Raw genomic sequence first — 21,367 nt, 5'->3', positions numbered from 1 at the left:
TCGGTCAGAGATAGGTACAATGGCCGTCAGTTTAACGTATGCGAGAAAGAATATGGACCATGATGTATTGCACGCTCTGCGTGAATTCACTCAACGCTATGTCGAGTTGTGGCAGCAAGAGCGCGGCCACGCGCCGGCCAGCGAGGCGCTGTACGGCGTGCCATCGCCCTGCATCGTGGAGAATCGCGAGGACGACGTGCTGTGGTTGCCGCAGCCTTTCGAACCGGCGGCGACGCTGGAGAAGGTAGAGGCCGCACTGGAGCTGCGTTTGCAGCCGGATGCGCACCGTTTCTACACGCAGCAATACGCCGGTGACATGAGCGCGCAATTTGGGGAGCATCGCCTGAGCCTGCTGCAGGTATGGAGCGAAGAGGATTTCATCCGCCTGCAGGAGAATCTGATCGGCCATCTGGTGACGCAAAAGCGCCTCAAATTGTCACCGACTCTCTTCCTGGCGACCACCGAATCCGAGATGACGATGGTGTCGCTGTGCAACGTCAGCGGCAACGTGGTGCTGGAGCAGTTCGGCAGCGATAAGCGCACCTTGTTGGCGGCGACGCTGGGGAATTTCCTCGATGCGCTGCGCCCAGTGCTGGACTGAAGCGCGGCGGATTCGCCGTCGGTCGTGTAAGAGATCTCTCACACGGGCTGTGAGAGATCGCTCTTAATTTTTTTCACCTCTCTTTGGACCATGAGATTATTGTTATCCAGATCAATTGGTTAGAATTTCTTTAGGATAACTCTTAGTCTTAATTTAGTGTGAGACACCTCTCAAACCCTTGTGATTCCGGGAAATTTGAGCGATCTTATCATTACCGGCACGGACCCGGCGGAGCAGGAAAGCATCAGGATGATGCAGCTTCAGGAAGAAGAAAGGGAAGCGCTCAGGCAAGAGCGAGGGATGGCGTCAGGAGATGCCCAGGATGTTTCAGGATTGAAACCAAGGACACCTCCAGGACGGAGATTGAGAGCCGGCGCAGGACTGTCGGCGGGTCAGGAAGGCTGAGGAACCGCGTCAGGACGATGCTGCAGGATGATGCAAGGACCACTTGGTCAGGATGGCCGCAGGAAAAGTTTTCAAGGATTGAGCAGGGAGCATGCTGTGTAGCGGGATGGCTATAAAACGAACCGGGGGCACTGTTAACGCAGTGCCCCCAACTTTTTGTTCTATTCCGCCGCGCGTGCGCCCCGTCTCAATCCTTCTTCCGCGTTAACCAATCGCGCCCAGCGTATCGCCTGCGCCCTGTTTTTTCGGCAGCAGGAACAGCGTGGCGTAGATATCCAGCAGGTAAATCGCCGCCAACAGGCTGATGGCGGCGGTAAACGATACCTGCGTCACCAGCGCGCCGATCACCAATGGCCCCAGGCCGCCGACGCCGCGTCCCAGATTGAACAGGATGTTTTGCGCGGTGGCGCGTGCTTGCACCGGGTAGGTATCGGAAATCAACGCGCCGTAACCGCCGATCATGCCGTTGACGAACATGCCCATCACTGCGCCGGCGAACAGCATCAGCATCGGATCGCTCAACTGGGCGTAGCCGATCACCATCACCACCGCGCCGACCTGATACAGCACGAAAATCTTCCAGCGGGCGAAGCGGTCGGCCAGGACGCCGAACAGCCAGATGCCGAACGTCATGCCGACCACCGTCACCGCCGTCCACAGGCCGGACTTGGTGAGCGAGAAGCCGAAGTTTTTCGCCAGATAAGTCGGCATCCAGATCATCAGCCCGTAGTAGCCGAAGTTCTGCACCGAACAGAGAATGAAGATGCCGATGCTGGCCTTGCTGGTGGCGCGATCCTTAAACAGCAGGCGCAAACGCTGAAGGAAGGAGAGCGGCTGCCCGGCGTCTTTCTGCCGCACGAATTCCTCCGGTTCGCCCAGCGTGCGGCGGATCAGGAATGACGCCAGCGCCGGCAGCAGGCCGACCAGGAACATGCCGCGCCAGCCGATATGTTCCAGCAGCAGCGGCGTCAGGAAAGCGGCCGCCAGCACCCCCAACTGCCAGCCCATGCCGACGTAGGCCGAAGCGCGGTTGCGTTTCTCCGCCGGCCAGGCTTCGGCGATCAGCGCCATGCCGATGCCGAACTCGCCGCCCAGCCCGATGCCCGCCAGCGTGCGATAGGCGAGTAGATCCCAATAGCCTTGCGCCACGGCGCACAGGCCGGTGAACAGGGAAAACATCAGGATGGTGATAGTCAGCACCCGGATGCGGCCGAAGCGATCGCTGAGATGGCCGAAGATCACGCCGCCCAGCACTGCGCCGATCAGCGTCCAGGTGACCAGCGAACCGGCGGCCGATGAGGTTAATCCTAATTCGATGCTGATGGCCGGCAGCATAAAGCCGAGGATCAGCAGGTCAAACCCGTCCATGGCGTAACCGGTGACCGAGGCCAGCATGGCCTTACCGGGCGTCGCGTGATTTTTTTTCTCTGTTATTACGGACATGAATCTTTATCTGTGTGGTGAATTCGGTGGGCCTATTGTGCCGCGCGGCGGCGCACGCCACCAGATAAAAACGGCAGCCGGTCTCGGGCGCGCCAAATTTGGGCTATAAAATGCTATGCTTTGCCGCCTTTCAGCCAGCGAGCTGAATATCATGATGAAAAGAGATCGGGAATGCAGATGAGTATACATAATCAGGTTCGCCGCAGTTTGCAGGCGATTGAACAATCCATGCGCGATTTGGCCTTGTGGCAGGCCGCGCCGCCCGAGCCTGAGGCTTTCTCCAGCACCGAGCCGTTCTGCATCGACAGCATGTCGGCCGAGGCTTGGCTGCAGTGGGTGTTTCTGCCACGCATGTATGCGCTGTTGGACGCCGAAGCGCCGCTGCCGACGCGTTTTGCCATCACGCCTTACTTCGAGGAGGCGTTGAAGGAGCGTGAGCCGAGCAGTCTGCCGCTGTTGGTGCTGCTGCAGCAGTTGGATTTGATGTTGAATAAAGAGCCGTAATTCGCCGGCGGCGCGCAGATTTTTGCCGCCCGGCAGTGTAGAGTACTCGCGCGGATGCCGGGCAGGAGAGCCGACGGCGTCTTTCGGCTCGGTTAAACCGCGGCGGTTGACCGGGGGCTGCATTAGGATGATGAGGTGCTGCAATAATGGATTTATTAAGGTTTATCCTTCGTTTGCCTTTTACCCTGGTTAAGGGCGTTTGCCGCCTGTTGGGTGGGGTCTTGTCGCTGTTGGGGCGGTTGCTGAGACCGCTGGTCGGCAACCTCAGCTGGCGCGCGCCGGCCTGGTGGGCTGCGCTGCCGCGCGGTTTTCTGCGGCTGGAAAGCGGCGTGGATAAACATCCGAAAGCGATCGGTCTGGGCCTGCTGCTGCTGGCAGGCGCCGCGGGCGGCGCGTTTTACGGTTGGCACTGGTGGCAAAATCGGCCTCAGCCGATCGAACCGGCGCCGATGGTGGTTCAGGAGGTCAGCGCATCGCTGGCTAACCCCGCGCCGATAGATTACACCGCCGCCCGGCAAGCGCCACAAACGGTGAGTCTGGCCTTCAGCGGCTCGGTCGCGCCGATCGCCGCGGTGGGCAAAACCGTGAGCGCCGGCATCACCCTCAAACCGACGGCGGAAGGGCAGTGGGCGTGGAACAATGAATCGACGCTGGTGTTCACGCCGAAAAAGCCGCTGCCGATGGGCGCGAAATATGACGTGACCCTCGAGCCCGCTACCTTGCTGGCGCCGCAGGTCAAACTCGCCAAAACCCGCTATGCCTTCACCGTGCCTGCGTTCGGCTACCGTCTGGGGCAGGCCGAGTACTACCGCGATCCGCAGAATGCGCAGAAACGCAGCGCGATTTTCAATCTGCAGTTCAACGCGCCGGTCGACGTCGCCAGCTTTGAAAAACAGATTTCGCTGGGATTGAAAGAAGGCAGCGCCACCTCCGAGAAGAAGCTGAATTTCTCTCTGGTCTATGACGAGAAAAAACTGAACGCCTGGGTGCATTCCGAGCCGCTGCAGGCGCTGGATCAGGGCGGCGCGGTACATCTGACCGTCGGCAAGGGCGTTAAATCGACGGCGGCCGGCAACGCGGTCGAAGAGGCGAAAAGCAACTGGGTCAAGGTTCCCACCCTGTACAGCCTGGCGCTGAGCGACGCCAGCGCCCAGGTGGTGGACACCGACGGCGGCAAAGGGCAGCGTGCGCTGGTGGTTGGTTTCAGCGATGCGGTGAAGGATAAAGAGCTGGCGCGAGCCGCGAAAGCCTGGCTGCTGCCGCAGCACGATCCGAGCGATGCCGAGGCCGCCAATGATGCTGAAGACTTTTACCCATGGACGGTAGACAGCGTCGGCAAGAACGTGCTGGCGCAGGCGACGCCGCTGCCGTTGACGCTTAACGAGGCGGAAGAGGCCTATCAGCCGCAGTTCAGCTTCCGTTTTGACGCCCCGGCGCACCGCTTTATGCTGCTCGAGATCGATAACCAGCTGGTCTCCGCCGGCGGTTACAAAATGCCGAAGAAGGTTTATCGGGTGGTCGAAGTGCCGGAGTTCCCGAAATCGCTGCAGTTCATGTCGCAGGGCTCGCTGCTGTCGGTCAACGGCGACAAGCAGATCAGCGTGGCGGCGCGCAACGTGGCGGGCCTGCGGCTGGACATCAAGCGGGTGATCCCGAGTCAGCTGCAGTACATTGTTTCCTTCAAAAGCCGGGAATACTCGTCCACGGAATTCAACCGGCTCAACGATGAGTATTTCACCGAGCATTTCAAATACCAGACGGCGCTCAACAACGAGCGGCCGGGGGAAGTGAACTATCAGGGCATCGATCTTTCCCGCTATCTCTCCACCAACGCCAGTTCCCATCGTGGGGTGTTTCTGTTGACGCTGTCGGAATGGCAGCCGAATCGCAAACCGGCGGCGGAAGAGGCGGGCGCCGAGCAGGAGCAGGAACAGGACGAGAGCGCAGGGGAAGAGCAGCCCGACGTCGGCGATTCGCGTTTTGTGGTGGTGACCGATCTGGGCATCGTCGCCAAGAGCTCGCAGGATAAGACGCGCGACGTCTTCGTGCAGTCGATCCAAAGCGGTGCGCCGGTCAGCGGCGCCAACGTATCTGTGGTGGCCAAAAACGGCGTGACGCTGCTCAGCCAAACCACCGGCGCCGACGGCCACGTGCGTTTCCCGGCGCTGGATGTGTACACCAACGAGCGCCAGCCGGTGATGTTCCTGGTGGAGAAAGAAGGGGATGTCTCCTTCCTGCCGACCGGCAGCTCTAACGATCGCGGGCTGGATTTCTCGCGCTTCGACGTTGCCGGTGAACAAACGCCGACCGATCCGCGCACGCTCAGCAGCTACCTGTTCTCCGACCGCGGCGTGTATCGGCCGGGAGACACCTTCAATATCGGCCTGATCACTCGCGCCGCCGACTGGCGCGTTGGCCTCGCCGGCGTGCCGGTGCGCGCAGAAATTCGCGATCCGCGCGACAAGCTGATGTCCACCGTGCCGCTGACGCTGGGCGCCAGCGGTTTCAACGAACTGAGCTATACCACCGATGAAAACTCGCCCACCGGCGAGTGGAACGTTTATCTGTATCTGATCGGCAAAAACAACGACACCTCCACGCTGCTCGGCCATACCGCAGTCAATGTGAAGGAGTTCGAGCCGGATCAACTGAAAGTGAAGCTGGCGTTGACGCCGGACCGCCAGCAAGGCTGGGTCAAGCCGTCTGAGCTGAAGGCCAGCATCGATGTGCAGAACCTGTTCGGCACCCCGGCGCAAGATCGCCGTGTGACCACCAGGCTGACGCTGCGGCCAATGTATCCGAGCTTCGATCGCTTCCCGGATTATGCGTTCTACGAAAACCGGCAAAACAGCGACGGGTTCGAAACCGAGCTGGAAGATCGCACCACCGATGAACACGGCGCGGCTGATATTCCGCTCGATCTGAAATCTTACGCCGACGCCACTTATCAGCTGCAGCTGTTGTCGGAGGCGTTCGTTGCCGGCGGCGGTCGCTCGGTGGCGGCGACCGCGCGTACGCTGGTTTCGCCTTACGATTACCTGATTGGGGTGAAGGCCGACGGCGATCTGGGCTACATCAATCGCGATGCGGAGCGTCATCTGAACGTGATCGCCATTGATCCGGCCTTGAAACAGATCGCCATGCCGAACCTGAAGCAGGTGCTGATCGAACAGAAATACATTTCGGTGCTGACCAAACAGGATTCGGGCGTTTACAAATACCAGTCGAAGATGAAGGAAGTGCAGCTCTCGGAACAGCCGCTGGCGCTGGGCGATCAGGGCGCGGATCTGCGGCTGGCGACCGATAAGCCGGGCGACTTCGTGCTGGTGATCGAAGATGCGCAGGGCAAGACGCTCAACCGCGTCGCCTACAGCGTGGCCGGCAACGCCAACCTGAGCCGTTCGCTGGATCGCAACGCCGAACTGAAGCTAAAACTCAACCAGGCGGAATACCAGCCCGGTGAAGAGATCGAGGTGGCGATTAACGCGCCCTATACCGGCAGCGGCTTGATCACCATCGAGAAGGACAAGGTTTACGCCTGGCAGTGGTTCCACACCGACACCACCAGCTCGGTGCAGACGATCCGCGTGCCGGCCGGCATGGAGGGCAACGGCTACATCAACGTGCAGTTCGTGCGCGACATCAACTCCAGCGAGATCTTCATGAGCCCGCTGAGCTATGGCGTGATGCCGTTCAAGATCAGTACCAAGGCGCGCCAAAACAGCCTTGAGGTGACGGCACCGGAGGTCATCAAACCGGGTGAAAACCTGACGATGACGGTCAAGACCGATGCGCCGCAGCAGGTGGCGCTGTTCGCCGTCGATGAGGGCATTCTGCAGGTGGCGCGTTATCGCCTGAAGGATCCGCTGGAGTTCTTCTTCAGCAAGCGCGAACTGAACGTGAGCAGCCCGCAGATCCTCGATCTGATCCTGCCGGAATTCAGCAAGCTGATGGCGCTGACCGCGGCGCCGGGCGGCGATGCGGGCGAAGGGCTGGATCTCAATCTCAACCCGTTCAAGCGCAAGCGCGATAAGCCGGTGGCCTATTGGTCCGGCATTACCGAGGTCAGCGGCGAGAAACAGTTCGTCTATCCGGTGCCGGATTACTTCAACGGCAAGATCCGCGTCATGGCGATTTCGGTGACGCCGGAGAAAATCGGCAAGGCGCAAACCGCCGCTACGGTGCGCGACAGCTTCATCATGACGCCGAACGTGCCGGCGATGGTGGCGCCGGGCGATGAGTTCGACGTCAGCGTGGGCGTCAGCAACAACCTCGAAGGGCTGAACGGCCAGTCGGCAGCCATCAACGTCCTGCTGACGCCGCCGCCGCAATTGGAGGTGGTGGGCAACGCGACGCAAAGCCTGACGCTGGCGGAAAAACGCGAGGGCGTGATCGCCTTCCGTCTGCGCGCCAAAGCCGTTTTGGGCGATGCGCCGCTGGTGTTCGACGCCCGTTACGGCGGCCAGGCCAGCCGTCGCACCGTCAGCACCTCGGTGCGGCCGGCGGCGCCGTACCGTACTCAATCGGTGATGGGGCGCATGAGCGGCGGCAGCCAGAATGTTGATGGCCTGCGCCAGATGTTCGACGCCTTCGCGCAGCGCCGGGCGGCGGTGTCGAATTCGCCGCTGGTGCTGACCAGCGGGTTGGCGCAATACCTGGCGGATTATCCGTATTACTGTTCCGAGCAGATCGTCAGCCGTTCCATTCCGCTGATGTTGCAGAGCCGCCATCCCGAGATGAAAAGCAGCCTGAGCCAGGCGGAAGTCAGCAAGCAGCTGAGCAACCTGCTGGGCGTGCTGCGCGCCCGTCAGAACGACAGCGGGGCGATCGGCGCCTGGCGTTCGTCGCCGGATGCCGATCCTTTCGTCACGCCTTATGTGGTGCAATATCTGCTCGAGGCCAAAGCGGCGGGTTACGCCCTGCCGGAAGGCATGCTGGACGAAGCCAACGGCGCGTTGCGTGAGCTGGCGGCCAGCGGATTCGACGATCTGTATCTGCTGCGCCTGCGCAGCTGGGCGGTTTACCTGCTGACGCTGCAGGGCGAAGTGACCACCAACTCGCTGGCGGCGGTGCAGGATACGCTGCAAAAACGCTATGGCGAGGGCTGGAAAACCGATCTGAGCGCACTCTATCTGGCCTCTTCCTATCGCCTGTTGAAGATGGACGACGAAGCCGCCGCGCTGTTGCAACCGAGCTGGCAGCAACTGAGCAAAGCCTATGACAGCGCCTGGTGGACGCAGAACTATTTCGATCCGCTGGTGCAGGATGCGACGCGGCTGTATCTGATTACCCGTCACTTCCCTGAGAAGGTGGCGTCGATCCCGCCGCAGGTGCTGGAGAATATGGTCAAGGCACTGAAAGAAGAGCGTTACACCACCTACTCCTCTGCAATGAGCATCCTGGCGCTGGAAAGCTATTCGGCCCAGGTGGCGGCGCAATCCGCCAATGCGGACGCGTTAGGCATCGTGCAGGTGGGCAAAAGCGGCGGCGACCCGCAGCGCATCAGCGAGCTGCAGGGGCTGTTCGTTCAGGGGCAGTTCAACGCTGATGCCACCGCCGTGCGCTTCACCAACGGCGGCAGCGCGCCGGCCTGGTATGTGGTGACGCAGGCCGGTTACGATCTGAACGCGCCGCAAAAAGCGCTGTCGCGCGGGATTGAGATCGTCCGCGAGTACACCGACGAACAGGGCAAACCGGTGACGCAGGTGACGCTGGGGCAGAAGATCAACGTCCATCTGAAGGTGCGCGCCAACTCGAAAGAGGGGCAGAGCAACCTGGCGATTGTCGATCTGCTGCCGGGCGGGTTCGAAGTGGTGCAGCAGACGCCGCCGGAACCGGCCGATGCCGGTGAGGAGAGCGACGATCGCGGCGGCTGGCAGTCGCCGCTGGCCGCCACCGGCTCCACCTGGGCGCCGGATTACAGCGACATCCGTGAAGATCGGGTGATTATCTACGGCAGCGCCGGCACCGAGGTGCAGGAGTTCGTCTATCAGATCAAGGCCACCAATACCGGCAGCTTTATTATTCCACCGGCCTACGGCGAAGCCATGTATGACCGAGAAGTGCAGGCCATGTCGGCCGGCGGCGGCAAGCTGGTGGTGGTGCCGGCGGGCAACGGCTAGGCCGTATCCGGCGCCAGGCCAGCGTCTGGCGCCGGAATGCTGAGAACGTATGAAGATCCTGACCGGGCGCGTGCTGCAAAACGGCTTGATGGCGGTGTTTTTACTGGCGCTGCTGTTGACCGCAATTCGGCTGTGGCCGCATCCGCCCCTGTGGCAGGGGCTGCCGCAGTCTTCCGTTTATTACGACAGGCACGGCGCGCTGCTGCGCATTACGCTGGCCAACGACGATCGCTACCGGCTGTGGACCCCGCTGGAGCAAGTGTCGCCGCTGGCGGTGCGCGGGTTGCTGCTGCACGAAGATCGTTGGTTCTACTATAACCCCGGCTTTAACCCTGTCAGCCTGATGCGCGGTTTCTGGCGCAGCTATGTCGCCGGCGGCAAAATGCAGGGCGGTTCGACCATCAGCATGCAGCTGGCGCGGATGCGCTGGCATCTCAATACCCGTACGCCGGGCGGCAAGGTGTTGCAGGTGCTGCGTGCGGTGCAGCTGGAACTGAGCTACTCCAAGCGCGATATCCTGGAAGCCTATTTGAATTACGCGCCCTACGGTCGCAACATTGAAAGCATCGGCGCCGCCAGCCTGATCTATTTCGCCAAGCCGCCGCGGGAGTTGACTCTGCCGGAGGCGCTGACGCTGGCGGTCTTGCCGCAGTCACCCAGCTACCGTCTGGAGCCGAAAACCGGCGTGCTCGGCGCGGCGTTGACGCAGGCGCGCAATCGTCTGTTCCAGCGTTGGCAGCGGGTTTACCCCACCGACGCCAGCCAGCAAACGCTGTTCCGCCTGCCGTTGGCGCTGCGGCAGCCTGAACAAGTGCCTTATATCGCACCGCACTTTATCGAACAGCTGCGCCTGCAGACGCAGCAACTGGTGCAGCGCGATACCCGCGTAGACACGACGCTGGACGCCGGGCTGCAGCGGCTGGTCGAACGGCAGGTCAACGCCTTTATCGCCCGCAACCGCAGCCGCGGCATCCAAAACGCCGCGGTGCTGCTGGTGGACAGCCGCGATATGGGGGTGCGCGCGCTGGTGGGCTCGGCGGACTATTACAATCGTCCGATCCAGGGGCAGGTGAACGGCACCAACGCCAAGCGTTCGCCGGGATCGACGCTGAAGCCGTTCATCTACGCGCTGGGCATGGAGCAGGGCGTGCTGCATCCGATGACCATTCTGAAAGACGTGCCTTCGTCGTTCGGCGCCTATGCGCCGGAAAATTTCGACCGGCGCTTTCTCGGCCCGGTGACCGCTACCGACGCGCTGAATTTCAGCCGTAACATCCCGGCGGTCTATGTCGCCTCACAGCTGCGTCAGCCGACCTTTTATCAGTTTTTGCGCCTGACCGGCGTCGCCAATATGGCCAATGAGAGCCACTACGGACTGTCGCTGGTGCTGGGCGGCGGCGAGGTGACGGCGCAGGAGCTGGCGAAGCTGTACGCGTTGCTGGCGAACCGCGGCGAGCTGCGGCCGCTGCGATTGCGGCTGAACGAGGGTGAACCGAGGCCGGTGCGGCTGTTGAGCGAGGAGGCCAGTTTCATCACGCTGGATATGCTGCGCCAGCACCGGCGGCCGGGCGATACGCTGGCGCAGCGTTCTTCGTCGCTGCCGGTGTACTGGAAGACCGGCACCTCATGGGGCTTTCGCGACGCCTGGAGCGTCGGGATTTTCGGCCCTTACGTGCTGGTGGTGTGGGAAGGCAACTTCGATGGGCGCGGCAACAATGCGTTGGTCGGCGCCGAGGCGGCCGCGCCGCTGTTTTTCAATATCATCGACAGCGTCAACGCCAGCTATCCCGCCCTGCGGGAACCGAAACATCCGTTCCCCAAGCGGCTGCGGCGGGTAGACATCTGTCTCGCCAGCGGCGATCTGCCGACGCCGTGGTGCCAGCAAAAGGGCAAGACCTGGTTCATTCCCGGCAAGTCGCCGATCAAGGTAGACAGCGTCTACCGGCCGGTGGTGCTGGATATTCACAGCGGCGAGGTTGTTTGCCCGCCGTATGACGCGGCGCAGACCCGCACCGAAATTTTTGAATTCTGGCCTTCCGATTTGGCCAACGTGTTCGCCCAGGCCGGGCTGCCGAAGCGGGCGCCGCCGGTCAATCGCTGCAAGGACAACGGCATCGCCGTCGGCGGCAACGCGCCGCGCATCACCTCGCCGTTGAAAAACACCACTTATACCCTGCGCCAGTCGCAGCAGGGACGGGACAACATCGCCTTCAATGCGGTGACGGACGCCGACAGCAAGACGGTGTACTGGTTCGTCGACGATATCTATCTCGGCAGCAGCGCCAGCAAAAAACCGATCGACTGGCGGCCGATCAATAACGGGCGCTACCGCATTCGGGCGGTGGACGATCGCGGCCGCGCCGATACGCGCCTGGTGACCATCGAATGGGTGAACTAGCGTTGCGTCTCATGCCTGTTATACTCGCGCCCGAAACGGCTATTGACCTGGGAATGCGATGTGATTGAGATTTTATATCAGGATGAACACCTGGTGGCGGTGAACAAACCGTCGGGCTGGTTGGTGCACCGCAGTTGGCTGGACCGTCATGAAACTCGCTTTATGATGCAGACGGTGCGCGATCAGCTCGGGAAGCACGTCTTTACCGTGCACCGTCTCGATCGTCCGACGTCCGGCGTGCTGCTGATGGCGCTCTCCAGCGAGGTGGCGCGCCTGCTGTCGCAGCAGTTCGAGCAGCATCAGGTGCAGAAAACCTACCATGCGGTGGTGCGCGGTTACGTGCAGGAGGGGGCGACCCTCGACTACCCGCTGACGGCGGAGCTGGATAAAATCGCCGATAAACATGCCGATGCCGACAAGGGGCCGCAGCCGGCCGTGACGCACTACCGGCCGTTGGCGCAGGTAGAGATGCCGGTGGCCGTCGGCCGCTACGACAGCGCGCGTTACAGTCTGGTGGAACTGCAGCCGGAAACCGGCCGCAAACATCAGCTGCGGCGCCATATGGCGCACCTGCGCCACCCGATCATCGGCGACAGCAAGCACGGCGATCTGCGGCAGAATCGCGGGATGGCACAGCATTTCGGTTGCCCGCGCCTGATGCTGCACGCCAGCCATCTGCAGCTGACGCACCCGGTGACCGGCGAGCCGCTGCAGGTAACGGCGCGCTGGGACGAAGCCTGGCAAGGGGTGATGGCGCAGTTCGGCTGGGCGGGGGTATTCCCTGAACTTGCCGGGGTTGAGTTTAGCGCGGCTAACGGTCAGGATAGCTGACAATTTTTAAAGGTAATGAAGGGAGTAGGAGCCATGGCTCAGGTTGGTATCTTCGTGGGAACGGTCTACGGCAATTCGCTGCTGGTGGCGGAAGAGGCGCAAAACATCCTCAGCGAGCAGGGCCATGAGGTCAAACTGTTCGAAGAGGGCACGCTGGAGGCCTGGCAGTTTTATCGTCAGCACTACGCGCTGGTGATCACCTCCACCACCGGGCAGGGCGATCTGCCGGACAGCATCGCGCCGCTGTTCCACGCTATCCGCGATCAGGTTGGCTATCAGCCGGAGCTGCGCTATGGGCTGATCGCCCTCGGCGACAGCAGCTATGACCACTTCTGCGGCGCCGGGCGCACGTTCGATGCGCTGCTGCAGGAACAGGGCGCCACCCGCGTTGGCGAAGTGCTGGAAATCGATGCGATGGAACAGCCGGAGCCGGAAGTGGCCGCCTGCCCGTGGGTCGAGCAGTGGGGCACGCTGCTGCAGTCATAACGTAAAAAGGCGCCGTAACAGGGCGCCTTAACGATGATGCGGGTCAGCCGATCCGCATTATTTGCCGCGGGTGAGTTTTTCCAGATCGGCTTCGATCTCGGCAATCTTGTGCGACACCACGCCTTCGAGATGGCGCAGGTCGTCGAGGATTTTACGCTTCAGATCCACTTCCACCTGATCGCGCTGGCACAGCTGATCCAGCTCGTCGATCACGTAACGCAGGTTCGGGTTGATCTCGTGAATTTCCTTGTAGCCCTGGCCGGCGTTGTCCGCCACCACGGTTTTACGCTGGCGCGGATACTTGAACTTCACGCTCTTGGCGAAGAACTCGCCCTTGTCCTTGCGGAAATAGATCTTGAGGATGTCGTTGTTGGCCTCTTGACGCAGGCTATAGCGATCGACGTCTTCCGGTTGATTGATGCCCAAACTCTTCAAGTTATCGTACATACTGCGCCCTCTTTAGATGTGATCGTTATATTCCACGACTGCGATTATGGCGGAAAGCGAGATCTGCGACTGTGACTGCCAGCGAAACGCAGACAAAAAAATAGCGGGTGAATCACCCGCTATTTCAATTTAGTCGATAGTACGCAATAACTCATTAATGCCGACTTTACCGCGCGTTTTGGCGTCGACTTTCTTGACGATCACCGCGCAGTACAGGCTGTAAGAACCGTCTTTCGACGGCAGGTTGCCGGAAACCACCACCGAACCCGCCGGCACACGGCCGTAATGGATTTCGCCGGTCTCGCGGTCATAGATGCGGGTGCTCTGGCCGAGGTAGACGCCCATCGAAATCACCGAGCCTTCTTCCACGATCACGCCTTCCACCACTTCGGAACGCGCGCCGATGAAGCAGTTGTCTTCGATGATGGTCGGATTGGCCTGCAGCGGCTCCAGCACGCCGCCGATGCCGACGCCGCCGGACAGGTGAACGTTTTTGCCGATCTGCGCGCAAGAACCGACGGTGGCCCAGGTGTCGACCATGGTGCCTTCGTCGACGTAGGCGCCGATGTTAACGTAAGACGGCATCAGCACGGTGTTGCGAGCGATGAACGCGCCCTGGCGCACGGTGGCCGGCGGCACGACGCGGAAGCCTTCCTTCTGGAAGCGCGCTTCGTCGTAGTCGGCGAATTTCATCGGCACTTTGTCGTAGTAGCGGGTTTCCGCGCCGTCCATCACCTTGTTGTCGTTGATGCGGAAAGAGAGCAGCACGGCTTTCTTCAGCCACTGGTGGGTGACCCATTGACCGTCGATCTTCTCGGCGACGCGCAGGGCGCCGCTGTCCAGCAGGCCGATCACCTGGTTTACCGCTTCGCGCGTTACGGTGTCTACGTTCGCCGGGGTGATGTCCGCACGGCGTTCGAAGGCGCTTTCAATAACGTTCTGTAATTGCTGCATGCTGTTCTCTTTCCTGATGTTGTCGGTAAAAAGTTACTTGTATCACATTTTATCGTTTGGGGTGAGGGCCTCTGTCAACCGTTGCTCCAACTTTCTGCGCGTTTCTTGGTCGAGCGCGCGCCGCTCGCCGTCGGCCAGGATAAACAAATCCTCGACCCGCTCGCCGATGGTGGAAATGCGCGCGCCGTGCAGCGACAGCCCCAGATCGGCGAACACTTCGCCCACCCGCGCCAGCAGGCCGGGTTGGTCGAGCGCGGTCAGCTCCAGGTAGCTGCGGCGATCGGTGTGGGTCGGCAGGAAGGTGACCTCGGTCGGCACGCTGAAGTGGCGCAGCTTGGAAGAGGGACGGCGCACGCGCGGCGGCTGGTACTCACGCTGGGTGATGGCCTGCAGCAGCGCCTGGCGGATCGCCGCGTGGCGATCCTGCGCCAGCGGGCTGCCGTCCGGCTCCAGCACGATAAAGGTGTCCATCGCCATACCGTCGCGGTTGGTGAAGATCTGGGCGTCGTGCACGCTCAGGTTGCGGCGATCCATCTCCCCGGCAACGGCGGCGAACAGATAAGGACGATCCGGGCTCCAGATGAAGATCTCGGTGCCGCCGCGCGTCGCCTGGCGGCTGACCAGCACCAGCGGCTGGGTGGAATCGTGGGCCAGCAGATGGCGGGCGTGCCAGGCCAGCTGATTCGGCGAGTGGCGCAGGAAATAGTCGGCGCGGCAGCGGCTCCAGATGCGGTGCAGCGCCTCTTCGTCGATGTTGTCCATGCGCAGCAGCGCCAACGCCTGCAGCCGGTGGTGGCGCACGCGTTCGCGCAGATCCGGGCTGTTTTGCATGCCGCGGCGCAGCTGTTTCTCGGTGGCGAAATACAGCTCGCGCAACAGGCTCTGCTTCCAGCTGTTCCACAGGGTTTCGTTGGTTGCGCAGATATCCGCCACCGTCAGGCATACCAGGTAGCGCAGGCGAGTTTCGCTCTGCACTTCGCTGCTGAACTGCTGGATCACCGTCGGATCCTGGATATCGCGGCGCTGCGCGGTGACCGACATCAGCAGGTGGCAGCGCACCAGCCAGGCCACCAGTTGGGTTTCTCGCGAGTTGAGGCCGTGCAACTCGGCGAACTCCACCACGTCCTCCGCGCCGAGGATCGAGTGATCGCCGCCGCGCCCTTTGGCGATATCGTGGAACAAGGCGGCCAGCAGCAGCAGTTCCGGGTGCGGCAGGCGCGGATACAGCTCCACGCACAGCGGATGGCGCGGCCGGGTTTGCGGATCGGCGAAGCTCTCCAGCTTCTGCAGCACCCGGATAGTGTGTTCGTCGACGGTATAGGCGTGGAACAGATCGAACTGCATCTGCCCGACGATCTTGCCCCACTGCGGCATATAGGCCCACAGCACGCTGTGACGGTGCATCGGCACCAGCGCGCGCGACACCGCGCCGGGATGGCGCAGGATGGCCATGAACAGATCGCGCGCTTCCGGGATGGTGCACAGCGGCTGTTTCAGGTGGCGGCGCGCATGGCGCAGCTGGCGCACGGTGGTGGAGTAAATGCCTTTGATCTCGCGGTTGCGCACCATCAGGTAGAACATGCGCATGATGGCTTGCGGCTCGCGGATGAACAGCGTTTCGTCACGCAGATCGATCAGATCGCCGCGCAGTTGGAAATCGTCGTTCAGCGGACGCGGTTTTTCGGTGGCGTCCAGCGCCAGGATGGCCTCGTCGAACAGCTGCAGCAGCATGTGGTTCAGCTCGCTGACGCGCCGCGTCATGCGGTAGAAGTCTTTCATCATGCGCTCGACCGGCTCGTTGCCTTCGCCTTCATAGCGCAGCAGCTGCGCGACGCTGAGCTGGCGATCGAACAGCAGACGGTTGTCGTAACGCGGCAGCACCAGGTGCAGCGCAAAGCGGATGCGCCACAGGAAGCTCTGGCATTCGTTCAGCTCGTTGCGTTCGGCCTGGGTGAGAAAGCCGAAGCCGACCATTTCGTCCAGCGAGGTGGCGCCGAAGTGGCGGCGCGCCACCCACAGCAGCGTGTGGATGTCGCGCAGGCCGCCGGGGCTGCTTTTGATATCCGGCTCCAGGTTATAGCTGGTGCCGTGGTAGCGCTGATGACGTTCTTGCTGCTCGTTGATCTTGGCGTGGAAAAACTGCGGCGAAGGCCAAAAGCCGTCGCTGAAGATATGTTTTTGCATCTGCAGGAACAGCGCGACGTCGCCGCAGATCATGCGCGATTCGATCAGGTTGGTGGCCACGGTCAGATCCGCCAGCCCTTCCAGCAGACACTCTTCCAGGGTGCGCACGCTGTGGCCCACTTCCAGCTTGAGATCCCACAGCAGGGTGATGAATTCGCCGACCCGCTGCGACTGTTGCTCCGTCAGCCGGCGCTGGCTGAGCACCAGCACGTCGATATCCGACAGCGGGTGCAGCTCGCCGCGGCCGTAGCCGCCGACCGCCACCAGCGCGGTTTCCGGGATATCTTCAAAGCCGTAGAACGTCCACAGCCGGCGCAGCAGGCGATCGATGAAGTCGCTGCGCGCCGCCACCAGGCTTTCTGCGCTGGAGCCGGCGTCGAACGCCGCCGCCAGCCACAGCTGAAACTGTTCCAGCCGCTGTTTCAGCACCGGGCAGGTGAGCTCGTCGTCGCCGTAGGCGCTGGGGGAGGCGGGCGGCATCGGCACGGCCGGGGCCGCCTGTTGAAGAAGATTGTCAGACATAGTGCGCAGCCCATAAAAAAGGCCGGCATAAGCCGGCCTGGTGATATTCTGCACGCGCGTTCGCCGCGGTGCTTACATCTCGTGCGTAATGATGTTGGGGATGGTGTCATCCTTGCGCAACGTCATTATCTCGCAGCCGTTATCAGTCACCACAATAGTATGCTCATACTGCGCCGACAAGCTGCGATCTTTGGTTTTTACCGTCCAGCCGTCTTTCATGGTGCGGATGCGGTAGTCGCCGGCGTTGACCATCGGTTCGATGGTGAAGGCCATGCCCGGCTGCAGCACCACGCCGCCGTCGTCCGCGTCATAGTGCAGCACCTGCGGCTCTTCGTGGAACACTTCGCCGATGCCGTGGCCGCAGTACTCGCGCACCACGGAGAACTTCTCGGCTTCGACGAATTGCTGGATAGCCTTGCCCAGGGTGCGCAGACGGATGCCCGGTTTGACCATCTTCAGCGCCAGATACAGGCTTTCCTGAGTAACGCGGCACAGGCGCTCGCCCAGAATGGTCGGTTTGCCGACGATGAACATCTTCGACGTGTCGCCGTGGAAACCGTCTTTAATCACGGTCACGTCGATGTTGACGATGTCGCCGTCTTTCAGCGTTTTGTCGTCGCTCGGGATGCCGTGGCACACCACTTCGTTCACCGAAATGCACACGGATTTCGGGAAGCCGTGATAGCCGAGGCAGGCGGAAATGGCCTGCTGCTCGTTGGTGATGTACTCGTGACAGATACGGTCCAGCTCGCCGGTGGTCACGCCAGGTTTGACGTGCGGCTCGATGATCTCCAGCACTTCGGCGGCCAGGCGGCCGGCCACGCGCATTTTTTGGATGTCATCAGGTGTTTTAATTGAGATTGCCATGAAATTCGTCCGCAGGTGTCGTTATCGTCGACAATAAGAAGCAGTGACTTATGGTATCAGCCCGGCCGGGGGCTGCCAAATTTCATTTCCTGACGCCCGGCGAAACGCAACAAAAGTTGGTGTCGGCGGCGGGTTTATGGTATAAAGCGCGCCGGCGATCCGTGTCTTGGTTCTTGTGACCTGGCGGGAATGAGCCGAAAATACTTTAACTGCACTCATTTTGTGTAAATAACACACACGTATCGGCACATCCGCCGGGGTGCCCTGAGGTGACTTGTCGCCGCCAGGGTCGGCGTTATGGGATACGTGGAGGCATAACCCCAATTAATCTATAGAGGTTTAATCATGGCAACTGTTTCCATGCGCGACATGCTCAAGGCTGGTGTTCACTTTGGTCACCAGACCCGTTACTGGAACCCGAAAATGAAGCCTTTCATCTTCGGCGCTCGTAACAAGGTTCACATCATCAACCTGGAGCAGACTGTACCAATGTTCAACGCCGCTCTGGCTGAACTGAGCAAGATCTCTTCCCGTAAAGGCAAGATCTTGTTCGTTGGTACCAAACGCGCAGCAAGCGAAGCGGTAAAAGACGCTGCGAACAGCTGTGACCAGTTCTTCGTGAACCACCGCTGGTTGGGTGGCATGCTGACTAACTGGAAAACCGTTCGTCAGTCCATCAAGCGTTTGAAAGATCTGGAAATCCAGTCTCAAGACGGCACCCTGGACAAGCTGACCAAGAAAGAAGCGCTGATGCGCACTCGTGAACTGGCCAAGCTGGAAAACTCCCTGGGCGGTATCAAAGATATGGGCGGTCTGCCAGACGCACTGTTCGTTATCGATGCCGATCACGAGCACATCGCGATCAAAGAAGCCAACAACCTGGGTATCCCGGTATTCTCTATCGTTGATACCAACTCCAACCCAGACGGCGTTGACTTCATCATCCCTGGTAACGACGACGCAATCCGTGCAGTAAACCTGTACCTGACTGCTGTTGCTGCCGCTGTGCGTGAAGGTCGTTCTCAAGATCTGGCCGTTCAGGCGGAAGAAGGCTTCGTAGAAGCTGAATAATAAGGCAAGCTCGTCACTGAGCCCTTATTAACCAGGTATTGACATATGTTGGTTAGGGGGGCCTGTAAAGGCCCCCTTTGCTTATCTGAATGAGAACTGTCTCCACGCGAGATAACCGAGGAAAAATAAATGGCTGATATTACCGCTGCCCTGGTAAAAGAACTGCGCGAGCGTACCGGCGCTGGCATGATGGATTGCAAGAAGGCGCTGGTTGAATCCAACGGCGACATCGAACTGGCAATCGAAAACATGCGTAAGTCCGGTGCGATCAAAGCCGCTAAAAAAGCAGGCAACGTAGCTGCTGACGGCGTGATCAAAACCAAGATCGAAGGCAACTACGGCATCATTCTGGAAGTTAACTGCCAGACTGACTTCGTTGCGAAAGACGCCGGTTTCCAGGCGTTCGCCGACAAAGTGCTGGATGCCGCTATGGCCGGCAAAATCACTGACGTTGACGTGCTGAAAGCACAGTTCGAAGAAGAGCGCGTAGCGCTGGTGGCAAAAATCGGCGAAAACATCAACATTCGTCGCGTTGCTTCCCTGGAAGGCGACGTGCTGGGCAGCTACCTGCACGGCGCGCGCATTGGCGTTCTGGTTGCGGCTAAAGGCGCTGACGAAGAGCTGGTTAAGCAAATCGCAATGCACATTGCGGCGAGCAAGCCAGAGTTCGTGAAGCCAGAAGACGTGTCTGCTGAAGTGGTAGAAAAAGAGTACCAGGTTCAGCTGGACATCGCCATGCAGTCCGGCAAGCCGAAAGAAATCGCAGAGAAAATGGTTGAAGGCCGCATGAAGAAATTCACCGGCGAAGTTTCTCTGACCGGTCAGCCTTTCGTTATGGATCCGAGCAAATCCGTTGCTCAGGTGCTGAAAGAGCACAACGCTGACGTGACCAACTTCATTCGCTTCGAAGTGGGCGAAGGCATCGAGAAAGTCGAAACCGACTTCGCTGCTGAAGTTGCCGCGATGAGCAAACAGTCTTAATGACTGTCGATGGAACCGCCGTCTGGCGGTTCCATACTATCCAGCCAGAATTACACCGGTGGCAGGCCCTGCAGCGTGATGCTCACCTCAGGCGCGTTTCATCGGCTGAAATCCCCAATACTAATACTGCTTCTTAGGACAGAACACCATGGCAACCAATGCAAAACCCGTATATCAGCGTATTCTGCTTAAACTGAGTGGCGAAGCCCTGCAAGGTGCAGAAGGTTTTGGTATCGACGCCAGCGTTTTGGATCGCATGGCTCAGGAAGTGAAAGAGCTGGTCGAACTGGGAATTCAGGTCGGTGTAGTTATTGGCGGCGGGAACTTGTTCCGCGGCGCGGGGCTGGCGCAAGCCGGCATGAACCGCGTAGTGGGCGACCACATGGGAATGCTGGCTACCGTGATGAACGGCCTGGCTATGCGTGATGCACTGCACCGTGCCTATGTGAACGCCCGCCTGATGTCAGCGATCCCGCTGAACGGCGTATGTGATAATTACAGCTGGGCAGAGGCTATCAGCCTGCTGCGCAACAACCGCGTGGTGATCTTCTCCGCCGGTACCGGCAACCCGTTCTTTACTACCGATTCCGCTGCCTGCCTGCGCGGCATCGAGATCGAAGCGGACGTGGTGCTGAAAGCCACCAAAGTGGATGGCGTATACTCCGCCGATCCGGTGAAAAACCCGGATGCGACGCTGTATGAACAATTAACCTATCAGGACGTGCTGGAGCGCGAGCTGAAAGTGATGGATCTGGCGGCGTTTACGCTGGCCCGTGATCACGGTCTGCCGATCCGCGTGTTCAACATGAACAAGCCTGGTGCGCTGCGCCGCGTGGTGATGGGTGAGAACGAAGGTACGCTGATCAGCAAATAAGGCTGTTCACACCTCTTTTTCGGAGCGCGTGACGCCAGGCGCCGCGCGCTCTTCGAGTACGATTACGGGCTATACTTGAGTATCGCCTGCCAAGTAACCAGCTTCCAAGGGTTTGCAACGTGACTAATGAAATCAGAAAAGATGCTGATTCACGCATGGAAAAAAGCGTAGAAGCATTCAAAAACCAAATCAGCAAGATCCGTACCGGCCGCGCTTCTCCAAGCATTCTGGACGGCATCATGGTGGAATACTACGGCGCCGCTACGCCGCTGCGTCAGCTGGCCAACGTGACCGTGGAAGACTCCCGCACGCTGAAAATCAACGTATTCGACCGCAGCCTGAGCCAGGCCGTTGAGAAAGCGATCATGAGCTCCGATCTGGGCCTCAACCCGTCTTCCGCCGGTTCTGACATTCGCGTTCCGCTGCCTCCGCTGACCGAAGAACGCCGTAAGGATCTGATCAAGATCGTGCGCGGCGAAGCCGAGCAGGGCCGCGTAGCGGTGCGTAACGTGCGTCGCGACGCCAACGACAAGGTCAAGGCGCTGCTGAAAGATAAAGAGATCAGCGAAGACGAAGAGCGTCGTTCACAAGACGAGATTCAGAAAATGACCGACGCTTACATCAAGCTGGTCGACGCCGCGCTGGCGGAGAAAGAAAAAGAGCTGATGGAATTCTAA

Annotated in this window: 15 protein-coding genes; 10 read left to right on the top strand and 5 right to left on the bottom strand. The window is 60.4% G+C overall.

From position 1 onward, the window contains the following. The first annotated feature begins 52 nt into the window (after nt 1–52). The gene (gene syd, locus ACORQT_RS19705; protein WP_072627068.1) at nt 53–601 is read left to right on the top strand and encodes a SecY-interacting protein; all 549 of its coding nucleotides are present in this window, start codon (nt 53–55) and stop codon (nt 599–601) included. Nucleotides 602–1,210: 609 nt separating this feature from the next. Here syd and ACORQT_RS19700 read toward each other — a convergent pair. Continuing rightward, the gene (locus ACORQT_RS19700) at nt 1,211–2,449 is read right to left on the bottom strand and encodes an MFS transporter (RefSeq protein ID WP_033644867.1); all 1,239 of its coding nucleotides are present in this window, start codon (nt 2,447–2,449) and stop codon (nt 1,211–1,213) included. 177 nt (nt 2,450–2,626) lie between these two features. On the opposite strand from ACORQT_RS19700, the gene ACORQT_RS19695 reads away from it, so the two are divergent. The 5 genes from ACORQT_RS19695 to ACORQT_RS19675 all read left to right on the top strand — a co-directional run bounded on the left by ACORQT_RS19695 (nt 2,627) and on the right by ACORQT_RS19675 (nt 12,790). Continuing rightward, nucleotides 2,627–2,953 (top strand): YqcC family protein, encoded by a 327-nt coding sequence (locus ACORQT_RS19695; protein WP_033644943.1) that lies wholly within the window; start codon nt 2,627–2,629, stop codon nt 2,951–2,953. A 146-nt stretch (nt 2,954–3,099) separates the two neighbouring features. After that, nucleotides 3,100–9,075, top strand: coding sequence for an alpha-2-macroglobulin (locus tag ACORQT_RS19690; RefSeq protein WP_164057763.1), 5,976 nt, complete (start codon nt 3,100–3,102; stop codon nt 9,073–9,075). A gap of 49 nt (nt 9,076–9,124) precedes the next feature. Beyond that, nucleotides 9,125–11,473: a penicillin-binding protein 1C gene (gene pbpC / locus ACORQT_RS19685; protein ID WP_072627071.1), complete on the top strand. Its 2,349-nt coding sequence runs from the start codon at nt 9,125–9,127 to the stop codon at nt 11,471–11,473. Nucleotides 11,474–11,533: 60 nt separating this feature from the next. Then, nucleotides 11,534–12,304: a tRNA pseudouridine(65) synthase TruC gene (gene truC / locus ACORQT_RS19680; RefSeq protein WP_033652496.1), complete on the top strand. Its 771-nt coding sequence runs from the start codon at nt 11,534–11,536 to the stop codon at nt 12,302–12,304. Nucleotides 12,305–12,337: 33 nt separating this feature from the next. After that, the gene (locus ACORQT_RS19675; protein WP_033644870.1) at nt 12,338–12,790 is read left to right on the top strand and encodes a flavodoxin; all 453 of its coding nucleotides are present in this window, start codon (nt 12,338–12,340) and stop codon (nt 12,788–12,790) included. 57 nt (nt 12,791–12,847) lie between these two features. Here ACORQT_RS19675 and ACORQT_RS19670 read toward each other — a convergent pair whose 3' ends face one another. The 4 genes from ACORQT_RS19670 to map all read right to left on the bottom strand — a co-directional run bounded on the left by ACORQT_RS19670 (nt 12,848) and on the right by map (nt 17,764). Continuing rightward, nucleotides 12,848–13,237 (bottom strand): DUF3461 family protein, encoded by a 390-nt coding sequence (locus ACORQT_RS19670; protein ID WP_004931929.1) that lies wholly within the window; start codon nt 13,235–13,237, stop codon nt 12,848–12,850. A 129-nt stretch (nt 13,238–13,366) separates the two neighbouring features. Further along, nucleotides 13,367–14,191 (bottom strand): 2,3,4,5-tetrahydropyridine-2,6-dicarboxylate N-succinyltransferase, encoded by an 825-nt coding sequence (gene dapD / locus ACORQT_RS19665; protein WP_004931932.1) that lies wholly within the window; start codon nt 14,189–14,191, stop codon nt 13,367–13,369. A 42-nt stretch (nt 14,192–14,233) separates the two neighbouring features. Next, entirely contained in the window at nt 14,234–16,897 is a 2,664-nt protein-coding gene (glnD, locus tag ACORQT_RS19660) for a bifunctional uridylyltransferase/uridylyl-removing protein GlnD (protein ID WP_033652507.1), read from the bottom strand. A gap of 72 nt (nt 16,898–16,969) precedes the next feature. Next, nucleotides 16,970–17,764: a type I methionyl aminopeptidase gene (gene map, locus ACORQT_RS19655; RefSeq protein ID WP_028127527.1), complete on the bottom strand. Its 795-nt coding sequence runs from the start codon at nt 17,762–17,764 to the stop codon at nt 16,970–16,972. A gap of 345 nt (nt 17,765–18,109) precedes the next feature. On the opposite strand from map, the gene rpsB reads away from it, so the two are divergent. From rpsB to frr, 4 genes are all read left to right on the top strand, one after another. Beyond that, nucleotides 18,110–18,835, top strand: a complete 726-nt coding sequence (rpsB, locus tag ACORQT_RS19650) for a 30S ribosomal protein S2 (protein WP_016929891.1) — start codon at nt 18,110–18,112, stop codon at nt 18,833–18,835. A gap of 129 nt (nt 18,836–18,964) precedes the next feature. Then, nucleotides 18,965–19,816 carry a translation elongation factor Ts gene (tsf, locus tag ACORQT_RS19645; protein ID WP_033644872.1) on the top strand — a complete coding sequence of 284 codons (852 nt, stop codon included), beginning with the start codon at nt 18,965–18,967 and terminating at the stop codon, nt 19,814–19,816. 148 nt (nt 19,817–19,964) lie between these two features. After that, nucleotides 19,965–20,690 (top strand): UMP kinase, encoded by a 726-nt coding sequence (pyrH, locus tag ACORQT_RS19640; protein ID WP_004931940.1) that lies wholly within the window; start codon nt 19,965–19,967, stop codon nt 20,688–20,690. Between the two features lie 119 nt (nt 20,691–20,809). Next, on the top strand, nt 20,810–21,367 hold the full coding sequence (gene frr / locus ACORQT_RS19635; protein WP_025160240.1) for a ribosome recycling factor: 558 nt from the start codon (nt 20,810–20,812) through the stop codon (nt 21,365–21,367).

This window comes from Serratia sp. (in: enterobacteria) (assembly GCF_052400455.1).
Taxonomy (GTDB): Bacteria; Pseudomonadota; Gammaproteobacteria; order Enterobacterales; family Enterobacteriaceae; genus Serratia; species Serratia ureilytica.
The sequence above is the reverse complement of the archived record's forward strand: the minus strand, read 5'-3'. Positions and strand labels throughout refer to the sequence as shown.